Below are 12,009 nucleotides of genomic sequence, written 5' to 3'. Positions count from 1 at the left end.
CAAATTTGTGTGAAGTAAAACATGTATGTGATTCCTATAAAGGAGTTACTCAATAAGTGAAAAATTTATGCACAATTTTAGTACACTAAAAGAGTTTTTTGAAGAACCAAGAAAAGTGGCGATTATACCACATACTAAACCTGATGCCGATGCAATTGGATCAGCTTTGGGCTTGTCTTGGTATCTGAGAAAAAGCGAGCATACGACTACAGTACTTTCTCCAAATGCTTACCCATCTTTTTTACATTGGATGCCAGGGCATGAAGAAGTTGTGATATATAACAAAGAAAAGCCAGAGATTTCAGAGCAAATTATTGAAGAAGCGGATGTAATCTTCTGTGTTGATTTTTCTTCTTTGAACCGAATCGAAGAACTTGGTCCCTTGGTGAGAAATTGCATTAGCAAGAAAACAATTGTAATGATTGATCATCATAGAGGTAAAGAAGAATTTGCGGATTACGAACTTTGGGATATTGATGCAGCTGCTGCAGCACAATTAGTATATGAATTTATCGCCTTAGATAAAGGTGAACAAAAAATAGATCAACGTATCGCAGCTTGTTTATATGCAGGTTTGATTACAGATACAGGGTCATTTAAATTCCCTAGTGTAAGTAGCCGTACATTACGTATTGCAGCATCTTTAAAAGATACTGGATTAGATACTGCAAGAATCTACAATTTAATCTACGACAATAATACTGAAACTCGTTTACGATTTTTAGGACATGCTCTAGGTGAAAACCTTACTTTTTGGCCTGAATTAAATACAGGATTTTTTACAGTAAGTCAAGATGATAGAGAACGATTCAATTTACAATCTGGAGATACGGAAGGTTTAGTAAACTATGCTTTATCTGTAAATGGTATTAAGATCGCAGCTTTATTCAAAGAAAAAGACGAACGTGATGGAATAAAAGTATCATTCCGATCGATTGGTGATTTTTCTGTAGCAGACTTATCTGCAGAACATTTTAATGGTGGAGGCCATAAAAATGCTGCAGGTGGTAGAATTGATGGAATTACTATTGAGGAAGCAGTCGCTAAATTCAAAAAAGTACTCGAGGAAAAATTAAAATAGAGAATTAATATAAACTGAATATGCAAATTAAAAGAAATATAGCAGTTGCAGCCCTAATGATGGGTGCTATTGCTTGTGGACCAACAGAAAAAGAAACTCCATCAGGTAAAAAATTTACTGTCGTTGAAAGTGGCGGAGGAGCAGCAATTGATGAAAACAATATTGTTGAATTTACTTTAAATATTTCTACAACTTCTGATTCTACAATTTTTGATATCACTGAAACAGGAAGAGAGTTTGCTGCAGTGCAAGTATTCTCTGATTCAGTAAATCAACAAAGAATTGCTCAAGGTCAAAACCCTGATTATTTAGGTGAAATGATTGGTGAGCTTAACGAAGGTGATTCTGCTAAAATGCAAATGGTAGCTTCTGAGTTCTTCGGAAAAATGCCTCCAGCATTTATTAAGGATCCTTCTCAAGAAGTAGTCATCTCTATACGTACTAAAAATGTATACAAAGATGAGAATGACTACCGCCAACAAATGATTGCAAAGCAAGAAGCTGAAACTGAAAAATATGCAGCAATTGATGATGAATTAATTCAAGAATACTTGAAAGCAAACAACATCACGAATGCTCAAAAAACAGATGAAGGTTTGTACTATGTAATTACTGAAGAAGGTAAAGGTGACGCTCCTGAAAAAGGTGCAAACATCGAAGCACATTACACTGGTACTCTATTAGATGGAACTAAATTCGATTCTTCTGTAGATAGAGGACAACCATTTAACTTCCCATTGGGTCAAGGTAGAGTAATCAAAGGTTGGGATCAAGGTTTTGCTTTATTAAACAAAGGTACTAAAGCAACATTATTTGTTCCTTCAGCATTAGGTTATGGAGCGAGAGGTGCAGGTGGAATGATCAAGCCTTTCTCTGTATTAAAATTTGACGTTGAATTGATCGATTTTACTAATCCTTCAAAATAATTTATAAGATAATATATTCTAATACAATGGGTTTACTACTGATAAGTGATGTAGATTTGTTGTATTAGGATATTTAAATTTAAACTGTCCTTCTCATTCGTCGAACAAAATCTAATAAATAAACCTACTTATCATATGAACAATACTTACAAATTTTTGAAAGCAGCTATCGCAGGTTTCACATTACTTGGATTCACATCTTGTATTAATGATGACATCGTAGATTACAGAGCTAAAGATACTGAAACTCTAGAATCATACTTAAATGAGAACGCGATAGATTATTATAAAACGAGTACATTACCAAGTGGTGATGGTGTATATATTACTCCAAACGGATCACAATCGTTGTTTCCAAGAGATTTACCTCAATCTGACGGAAAAGACACTCGTATTTTCGAATTAAAACTTGATTTGAGAAGATTTGATCAAGGTTTGATTGGTGATGAGCAAGTAGATACTGATCCAGATAACTTAGTAACAACTGTATTCTTAAAAGATTCTACTTATACGTTCTCAATGCGTAGAGGAGCTATCTGTTTAGGTGTAACAGATGCAGTACTTAATGTAGCTGATCAGACAGTAGATAGAATTTACGTTCCTTCATACTTAGCTTTCGGTGGTACAGCTTCAACATCGGTTGGATTAGAATTTAATGATATAGTAACACTAGAAGATTTTGAGATTACTGAGCAAAGAACTGCTTTTACTCAGGCATCAAAAGAATACCAAGATGCATTACAATATGCAATGGATTCTATTGATGGATTTAATGGTATTGAAGATCAAGGATTAGTTGATAGTACTTCTGTTGTTGCAGAAAACTACTTCTCTGATGATAGCCCAGTTACTGATTTAGTAATGCAAGACTTTATCGTTAAGCATACTATTACTGAAGGTTTAGGCCCTCAAGTAAATATTGCTGATACTGTACAAGTTCGCTACGAAGGTAAATTCATTGATCAAAATGGAGAAGTTTTTGATTCAAATACAGGCTCTGATAAATCTAAGTTTCAAGTTATCGTTTATAAAGATATCAATGAAGCTCAAGAAAAAAATGCTTCATCTACAGTTATTAATGGTTGGTATAAAGCATTACGCTCTATGAGAATCGGAGAAAAAGCTATATTTGTAATGCCATCTCATACGGCGTATTGGGAAACAGGCGATAATCCGAATACAACAGATTTATTTAAAGTAATTCGTCCTTTCAAAACTTTAGTCTTTACGATTGAGTTGAAAGCAGACGAGCAATAAAAATTTAGTATATAAACAAAGTATGCATAACCGCATTAGACACTACTTACTGCTTTTAAGCATTTTTGCTCTCGGTGTATCTTGTACCGAGTCAAGTGAAATTATTGAGGAGATTGATCCCGTAGAGGCTGAAAATTACTTGATAGAAGAATATATCATGGCTGACCCGCCTTACTTTAGTGCAGATTCTCATCAAGAAGCAATTGATAAATATTACACTTATGGTGTTTATATGTCATCAATTACGCCAGAAGATGAAATCCTAACTGATCGTAAAATATCTTACGGTGACTCAATGGAAGTAACTTACACAGGTTGGGTGATGTACGGAGATATCTTCGATAGTAACGTTTTGTTAGATGAGCCTTTTCCTGTGGTTTTAGGAAAATCATCAGTAATTGAAGGTTGGAATATCGCTCTTTTCGAAATGCATGAAAAGCAAGAAGCGAGAGTTATAATTCCTTCTCATTTAGGATACGGTTCAGCAGGTACAGGTGCTATTCCACCTAATGCGACATTAATATTTAATATTCGTGTGGATAGTCTTTGGACAACAGACGAACAATAATATACATACTTTGAAAAAACCGGAGATTAGCACAGCCTATTCTCCGGTTTTTTTTGTTTAAAGAAAAAAAAGTGAATATATAATACAACTTCTAACATCATCCTATTGAAAATCGTTTTAATACATTAAATTTGTGACAAATTGTCCGATATCAATGAAAAACCTAATGCTTTTAATGTAATGGTGCGATTTTGATATTAGACATAACAAGATATTTTGTAATAAAGATCAAATCAAAAATAAATATATGTTAGGTTCAATAACCAAAGCATTCTCTAAAATTTTTGGAACTAAATCGGATAGAGATTTAAAAGAAATTAGACCGTATTTAGCCAAAATTGATGCAGAATATAAAAAATTATCATCAGTTTCAGATGACGAACTAAGAGCTAAAACTGCTCATTTTATCGACTACATACAAAGTGGATTAGCTTCAATTGATGAAGAAATTTCAACAAAACAGGAGACAATCGACAATGACCCTAAATTAGACCTTGCGTTCAAAGACAAAACTTTCAAAGAAATTGACAAGTTGAAGAAAGAACGTAATGAAAAATTAGAAGAGATATTAATGGATATTTTACCACAAGCATTTGCAGTGGTAAAAGAAACAGGCAGAAGATATACAGAAAATAAACAACTGACAGTAACTGCTTCAGACTACGATCGTGAAATGGCCGTGAAATATGGTAATATCACGATTGAAGGTGACAAAGCAACTTGGGCTAACAAATGGTTGGCAGCAGGTAATGAAGTAGAGTGGAACATGATCCACTATGATGTACAGTTGTTAGGAGGTATTTTCCTTCACCAAGGTAAAGTAGGTGAAATGATGACAGGTGAAGGTAAAACACTTGTTGGTACATTACCTGCTTACTTAAATGCATTGGCAAAAAGAGGTGTTCACGTTGTAACAGTAAACGACTACTTAGCAAAGCGTGACTCGGAGTGGAATGCACCATTATTCCAGTTCCATGGTTTATCAGTAGATTGTATCGATAAACACCAACCAAACTCTGAATCAAGAAGAAAAGCATATAGAGCTGATATCACATACGGTACAAACAACGAATTCGGTTTTGATTACCTACGTGATAACATGGCTAGAGATAAAGATGATTTAGTGCAAAGAGAACATCACTTTGCAATGATTGATGAGGTTGACTCCGTATTAATTGATGATGCGAGAACTCCATTAATTATCTCAGGTCCAGTTCCAAAAGGTGATCAACAAGAAGAGTTTGGTGAATTAAGACCAAAAGTTCAACTTTTAGTAGAGGAGCAAAGAAAGCAAACTCAAAAGATGTTGAATGATGCGAAAAAATTAATCAAAGAGGGGAATAAGCAAGAAGGAGGATTAGCTTTACTAAGAGCACATCGTTCACTTCCAAAATATAAGCCTTTGATTAAATTCTTAGGTGAAGAAGGTATGAAGCAATTGCTTCAAAAAGTTGAAGGCGAATACATGGCGGATAATAACCGTAGAATGCCTGAAGCAGATGAGCCTTTATTATTCGTCATCGAAGAGAAAAATAATAGTGTTGAATTAACAGAAAAAGGTATTGCTTCAGTGACTGGTGCAAATACTCCTGACTTCTTCGTTTTACCTGACCTAGCTACAGGTATTGGTAAAATTGAGAACGATGCTGTGATGTCAGACGAAGAGAAAATTGAAGCAAAAGATGCTTTAGTGGCTGAGTTTGATACAAAATCTCAACGTATTCACTTGATGAAACAATTGTTGAAAGCCTACACGTTATTTGAAAAAGACGTGGATTATATCTTGGTGGACAACAAGGTGAAAATCGTAGATGAGCAGACTGGTCGTGTCATGGAAGGCCGTCGTTATTCTGATGGTTTACACCAAGCTTTGGAAGCAAAAGAAAATGTAAAGATTGAAGATGCTACGCAAACGTATGCAACAGTGACTTTACAAAACTACTTCCGTATGTACCACAAACTTACAGGTATGACAGGTACAGCCGAAACGGAAGCAGGTGAATTTTATGAGATCTATAAGTTAGATGTTGTAACTGTACCTACTCATCGCCCAATTATTCGTGACGATAGAGAGGATTATGTATATAAAACTATCCGTGAGAAGTTTAATGCTGTTGCGGATGAGTGTCAAAAGCTTGTTGAACAAGGACGTCCAGTTCTTGTAGGTACAACTTCTGTAGAAAACTCAGAAGTGATGTCTCGTATGTTGAAAATGAGACGTATCGAACATCAAGTACTAAACGCAAAACAACATGGTCGTGAAGCGGAAGTTGTTGCTAGAGCAGGTCAACCTGGTACAGTAACAATTGCAACGAACATGGCCGGTCGTGGTACAGATATTAAGCTTCCTCCAGAAGTGAAAGATGCTGGTGGTTTAGCTATTATTGGTACATCTCGTCACGAATCTCGTCGTGTTGACCGTCAGCTAAGAGGTCGTTCTGGTCGTCAAGGTGATCCAGGGTCTTCTCAATTCTTCGTTTCATTGGAAGATAACTTGATGCGTTTATTCGGTTCAGACCGTATCGCTGGTATCATGGATAGATTGGGTCTTCAAGAGGGTGAAGTAATTCAACACTCAATGATTACAAAATCTATTGAAAGAGCTCAACGTAAAGTAGAAGAAAACAACTTTGCCATTCGTAAGCGTCTATTAGAGTATGATGACGTAATGAACTACCAAAGAGAAGTAATTTATAAGAGACGTAGAAATGCTTTATTTGGAGATCGTTTACAGGTAGATGTGATGAACTCTTTCTATGATGTAGCAGCAAACATCTCTGAAACGCACGTAGGAAACTATGAAGGTTTTAAATTAGATTGCCTGAAAATCTTAGGTATTTCTACTAAAATCAAGGAAGATGGCTTCCAACATCATAATGAAGAGTACTTAACGCAAGAGCTTTACAAAGAAGCTTTAACGCATTATAAAGAAAAGAATGCTCAACTTTGGGAGAAAGCAAAACCTGTTTTCGAAAAAGTAAAAGCAGAGAGAGGTGGTGTAGTTGAAAATATTGTGATTCCATTTACAGATGGTCATAAGATGTTCCAAGTACATGTAAACCTTGAAAATGCTCTTGAAAACGAAGGAGAAGAAGTAGTTAGTGCTTTAGAACAAAGTGTTACACTTGCAGTGATTGACCATTTATGGAAGGATCACTTACGTGAAATGGATGAGTTAAAGCAACAAGTACAAAATGCGGTTCACGAACAAAAAGATCCATTATTGATTTACAAATTTGAATCGTTTGAATTATTCAAATCGTTCTTAGCAGAAGTGAATGATGAGATTATTAGTTTCTTAGCGAAAGCTAAAATTCCTGTTCAAGAAGCTCCTCCAATGCCAGCTCCAGAGATGCCAAAGAGACAAGCTCCCGAACCTAAGGTAACAGCAAATAAAGCAGATGCAGGAAATGCACTAGCTCCAGATGCTACGCCACAAGGTGAAGGTGTTCCTGAAGCACCAAGAGGACCAGTAGAGGTTGTAAAACCACGTCAAAGTGAAAAAGTATACCAAAGAAATGACAGAGTTACGGTGAAATATTCAGACGGAACTGTCAAAGAAGGTGTAAAATATAAATCTGTGGAGAATGATATTCAAAACGGAAAATGTGTAATCATCGAAGGGTAATTCATCGATATAAAACACATAAAAAGAGGCTGTTTCATTATTGAAGCAGTCTTTTTTTATGCTCTTTTTGTTAAATATTAAAATGACAGTTGAAGCAATATTAATTGTTTTCTGTTATTCTGATATTGATGATTAATAAAAATGATTAACTTTGATTGTTCTAATATTTTAAATCAAATATGAAACTACTAATACGTTATACGATAATCGCTTTACTAGTTGGTACTGCAGCTTGTAAAACTTCACAACCAAAGTCAACCACTCCAGCATCGGAATTGGTGGATACAAACTTTACACCTTATTTACCAAAAGTAACAGAGGAATCTAAAGAAGAAGTGGTAGAGCAACAACCTAAAGAAGGTGATGATTTAGTATTACCTAAAGGATATGTTAATTCAGAGGTAGATTCAATATTAGCTCAATTATCTGCAAGAGATTTAGGTGGAGTACCTGTCTATAGAATCTTAGTTTATTCAGGAGATGATAGATCAAAAGCAGAAGATATCGTCTATAATCTCAATCATATCTATGGAAATTATGAAGTAGACATGACATTTGAACAACCTAATTATAAAGTTCGTGCAGGTTATTACTTTGATCGTCTTACAGCTCATGGTGTACATATGAGCATTAAGAAAAAATATAGATCAGCATTCTTAATTCAAGAAAAAATGAATGCCGATGAAGTCGCAAGAAAAATCAAAAAAGCGAATGCTAGAAAAGCAGAAGCTGAACATATTGAGGAAGATGATTATAAATAGAAATCATTAGAATCATAAAAAAGGGAATTGATCGTTTTTCAATTCCCTTTTTTAATGTAAGATTATTTCTTGTTATTTTTCTTTATACTAGCTGCAATATCATCCCATACAGGTGATGGTATCGCTTCTAAGTGATTAAATTCACCAGCTCCTTGAAGCCACTCTCCACCATCAATAGTGATCACTTCACCATTGACATAAGATGAAAAATCAGACATCAAATAAGCAGCAAGATTGGCTAATTCTTGATGCTCTCCTACTCTCTTTAATGGTACTTTACTTGCTTCGTCAAATTGTTCTCTTAAATTTTCTGGAAATAAACGATCCCAAGCTCCTTTGGTTGGGAAAGGTCCAGGAGCAATAGCATTCGAACGAATTCCATATTTTGCCCATTCAACTGCTAAAGATCTCGTCAAAGCAAGGACTCCTGCTTTTGCAACAGCTGATGGAACGACATAACCTGATCCTGTAGACGCATAAGTCGTTACAATATTAAGCATTGTACCCTTTTGTCCATTAGCAATCCAATGTTTTCCAATAGCAAGCGTAAAGTAATACGTTCCTTTCTGAACTATATCAACAATAGTATCAAATGCTTTATGGCTTAATCTTTCTGTTGGACTAATAAAATTACCAGCTGCATTATTAAGCAAGCCATCTACTCTACCGTATTGTTCAACTGTTTCATTTATTACATTTTCAATTTGATCATACTTTCGTACATCACAAACTACATAATGTGGTCTTTTCCCTGTTTGTTCAGCTAAATCATCTGCAGCAGCACTTAATTTTTCTTCCTTTCGGCTACAAATAGTGACATTGGCTCCAAGTTCAAGGAAATATTTTGTCATTGATTTTCCTAGACCTGTTGCACCTCCAGTCACGATATACGTTTTGCCTTCAAGAGCATCCTCTCGAAGCATTGGTTTATTGTACATATAATAAGGTGTTTGTGTGTTGTCAATTGTTAGAATAAATATACATTAGGATTCTAAAATAATGTAATTCTAACCTTAAAAAACATAGTATTTTTTTAGTATTACAATTGTGGATCATGAGATTTAATTATCTTTAGGATAATATCATTTTATACGTGTATGAGATTTTTTTTCCTTAAAAAGGGAGATTTTGATTTCCAGAAGTTAAATACAAAAGAAGAACGAAGAAAATTATTTAGAGACATTGTCGTCTTGAATGTAATCTTATTCCAAATGCTATGGGTAGGGTTCAATTCTTTATTTTCTACAGATATTGTCAGAGAACTTTTGAATATGGTTTCTGTCAATTTTACTTCTTTTTATAAAGTATATATCTATGATAATTTTGAAATCATAGAATTGGGTTTTGCCTTTCTTTATCTTTTAGAGTTTTTACAGTCATGGTATGAATCGTATAAGGAAAAACAGTTTGCAAAATGGTACTTCTATCCTTTTGTTTACTTCTATGATTTGATTGGTTCTTTTCCTGGAATGCACTTTTTTAGACTTTTTCGTGTTTTTGCAATGCTTGTAAGGTGGCATAAACATGAAGTAATAAATTTGGAAAACTTGGGCCTTTTCCGTTCTGCATTACATGTAAAGGAAATTGTGGTAGAGGAAATTTCAGATGCCGTAGTCATTAATGTTTTGGAAGGAGTCAAAGATGAATTGAATTCAGGAAGTTATTCTAATCAGAAGTTTATGGCGGATGTAATAAAGCCTTATCAAGAAAACTTATCTATTTTTATTTCCAGAAAAGTAATGCACGCGATGAGAGAGACTTATAGTAACCGACAAGAAGAGTTGGAAGGCTATGTTTCTGTATTAATTGAAGAGGCTGTTAGTGAGAATAGTGAAGTAAAAGATATTAAAAAAATACCTGTTTTAGGAAGCTATGCATCCTCAAGATTAGAAGATGCTATCTCCGATATTGTTTTTAAAGTAACCAATGAATTGTTCTCTGATATTGCTTCTGAAAAAAATGAAGAAGTACTCAAGGATGTTGTGTATGAAATTATAGAAGGAATATTATTCTCAAAAGCAAAAGAAGGAAACGAAAAGCTAATTCAAGAATTAGGTAGTTCAGTAATCGATGAAATAATTAATCGAGTAGCTGTAAAACAATGGCAAATGCGAGAGGAAATGTGGCTGGATGATAAACAAAAAGATTTAGAAGTAAAGAGAAAGCATAGAGAACAAATCGTTCAAAAGAACAATCCGGAATAATCGACAAGTACATGGGAGTAATTGATTACTGATTGTCATTAATTTTCGCTACCTTGCAAACGTTGTTTAAACGAATTTTAGAAATTATGAACTGGCATCAGTTAACCGATATCTCTCAATTAGACGAGTTGGTTGCATTATCTCAATCAAAAAAAGTCCTAATTTTAAAACACTCTACACGTTGTTCTATCAGTTCAATGGCGTTGAATAGATTAGAAAGGTCATGGGATGACGGAAATGGTATTGAAGCATATTACCTTGATTTGATTCAATACAGAAATATTTCGAACGCTATTGCAGAAAAGTTCAATGTTGAGCACCAATCTCCTCAAGTTATTGTTTTAGACAAAGGAGAAGTAGCGTATACGGCTTCTCACATGGGAATCTCATATGCAGATATTGTAGCTTAATTATCATCAAATATATAACGCCATGAAAATTGGTATCATATGTTACCCTACCTACGGTGGTAGTGGGGTAGTTGCCACTGAATTAGGAAAAAGTTTAGCTGCAGACCTTGGTCATGAGGTACACTTTATTACTTATGATCAACCTACAAGACTAGAGTTTTTTGATGAAAATATCTACTATCATAAAGTAGATATTAAAACTTATCCATTATTTAAATATCCTCCATATGAACTTGCTTTGACAAGTAAAATGGTGGAAGTGGCATTGTCTGAAAAATTGGATGTATTGCATGCTCATTATGCAATTCCTCATGCTTCAGCAGCTTACACAGCAAAGAAAATTTTAGCAAAAAAAGGTATCAATATGCCTATCGTTACCACACTTCATGGTACAGACGTGACCTTGGTAGGAAAAGACGATAGCTTAGGGCCTGTAGTTGCCTTTTCTATAGATGAGTCCGATTGTGTCACTTCAGTTTCAGAAAGTCTTAAAGAAGAAACATATCAATATTTCGACCTGACGAAAGATATTAAAGTAGTACCTAACTTTGTTGATCTTAAGCGATTCACAAAACATAAGAAAGATCATTTCAAGAAAGCAATTTGTCCAGAAGGTGAAAAATTACTGATTCATGTTTCTAATATGAGAGAAGTAAAAAGAGCTGATGATGCATTAGAAGTTTTCAAAAGAGTTAGAGAAAAGATTCCTTGTAAATTACTGATGGTTGGAGATGGACCTGAACGTGCTAATCTTGAAGAAAAATGTTATGAATTAAGAACTTGTAATGATGTTCGTTTCCTTGGGAAATTAGCAGAAGTGGAAGAAATCTTATCCGTAGCAGATTTATTCTTAATGCCATCAGAAAAAGAAAGTTTTGGTCTAGCTGCCCTTGAAGCAATGGCTTGTGAAGTACCTGTAATATCTTCAAATGCTGGAGGTATTCCTGAAGTAAACATCCATGGAGAAACAGGTATGATGAGTAATGTTGGAGATGTGGAAGATATGGCTAAAAATGCATTATATATCTTAGAAGATGAAAATCTACCTCGTTTTAAAGCAAATGCTTTAAAGCAAGCACAACGTTATAACATTGCTGAGATTATTCCTCAATATGAAGAGGTTTATAAGTTAGCGATTGAGAAAACAAAAGAGAAAGTAGGGTAGTAATTCTAT

10 protein-coding genes are annotated in these 12,009 nt (G+C 34.6%); 9 read left to right on the top strand and 1 reads right to left on the bottom strand.

The genetic code is table 11. From position 1 onward, the window contains the following. Positions 1 to 67: 67 nt before the first annotated feature. From ACXAHM_RS11250 to ACXAHM_RS11225, 6 genes are all read left to right on the top strand, one after another. Positions 68 to 1,081: a DHH family phosphoesterase gene (locus ACXAHM_RS11250; RefSeq protein ID WP_474960539.1), complete on the top strand. Its 1,014-nt coding sequence runs from the start codon at positions 68 to 70 to the stop codon at positions 1,079 to 1,081. Positions 1,082 to 1,101: 20 nt separating this feature from the next. Next, positions 1,102 to 2,007, top strand: a complete 906-nt coding sequence (locus tag ACXAHM_RS11245; RefSeq protein ID WP_474960538.1) for an FKBP-type peptidyl-prolyl cis-trans isomerase — start codon at positions 1,102 to 1,104, stop codon at positions 2,005 to 2,007. Between the two features lie 135 nt (positions 2,008 to 2,142). Further along, positions 2,143 to 3,264, top strand: a complete 1,122-nt coding sequence (locus tag ACXAHM_RS11240; RefSeq protein ID WP_474960537.1) for an FKBP-type peptidyl-prolyl cis-trans isomerase — start codon at positions 2,143 to 2,145, stop codon at positions 3,262 to 3,264. Between the two features lie 22 nt (positions 3,265 to 3,286). Continuing rightward, entirely contained in the window at positions 3,287 to 3,832 is a 546-nt protein-coding gene (locus ACXAHM_RS11235; RefSeq protein WP_474960536.1) for an FKBP-type peptidyl-prolyl cis-trans isomerase, read from the top strand. Between the two features lie 247 nt (positions 3,833 to 4,079). After that, entirely contained in the window at positions 4,080 to 7,460 is a 3,381-nt protein-coding gene (gene secA / locus ACXAHM_RS11230; RefSeq protein ID WP_474960535.1) for a preprotein translocase subunit SecA, read from the top strand. 179 nt (positions 7,461 to 7,639) lie between these two features. Next, positions 7,640 to 8,221, top strand: a complete 582-nt coding sequence (locus tag ACXAHM_RS11225; protein ID WP_474960534.1) for a hypothetical protein — start codon at positions 7,640 to 7,642, stop codon at positions 8,219 to 8,221. A gap of 62 nt (positions 8,222 to 8,283) precedes the next feature. Here the strand turns inward: ACXAHM_RS11225 and ACXAHM_RS11220 are convergent, their stop codons facing one another. Then, positions 8,284 to 9,159: an SDR family oxidoreductase gene (locus tag ACXAHM_RS11220; protein WP_474960533.1), complete on the bottom strand. Its 876-nt coding sequence runs from the start codon at positions 9,157 to 9,159 to the stop codon at positions 8,284 to 8,286. Between the two features lie 159 nt (positions 9,160 to 9,318). On the opposite strand from ACXAHM_RS11220, the gene ACXAHM_RS11215 reads away from it, so the two are divergent. The 3 genes from ACXAHM_RS11215 to bshA all read left to right on the top strand — a co-directional run bounded on the left by ACXAHM_RS11215 (position 9,319) and on the right by bshA (position 12,000). Next, a complete protein-coding gene (locus tag ACXAHM_RS11215) occupies positions 9,319 to 10,425 on the top strand; it encodes a hypothetical protein (protein ID WP_474960532.1) in 1,107 nt (368 codons plus the stop codon). An 86-nt stretch (positions 10,426 to 10,511) separates the two neighbouring features. Next, the gene (gene ytxJ / locus ACXAHM_RS11210) at positions 10,512 to 10,835 is read left to right on the top strand and encodes a bacillithiol system redox-active protein YtxJ (protein WP_474960531.1); all 324 of its coding nucleotides are present in this window, start codon (positions 10,512 to 10,514) and stop codon (positions 10,833 to 10,835) included. Between the two features lie 22 nt (positions 10,836 to 10,857). Next, positions 10,858 to 12,000 carry an N-acetyl-alpha-D-glucosaminyl L-malate synthase BshA gene (gene bshA / locus ACXAHM_RS11205; protein ID WP_474960530.1) on the top strand — a complete coding sequence of 381 codons (1,143 nt, stop codon included), beginning with the start codon at positions 10,858 to 10,860 and terminating at the stop codon, positions 11,998 to 12,000. Positions 12,001 to 12,009 lie beyond the last annotated feature (9 nt).

The sequence above is a fragment of the Flammeovirga sp. AWQ4_249 genome, assembly GCF_056161045.1.
This window is presented reverse-complemented; position numbering and strand designations above follow the sequence as displayed.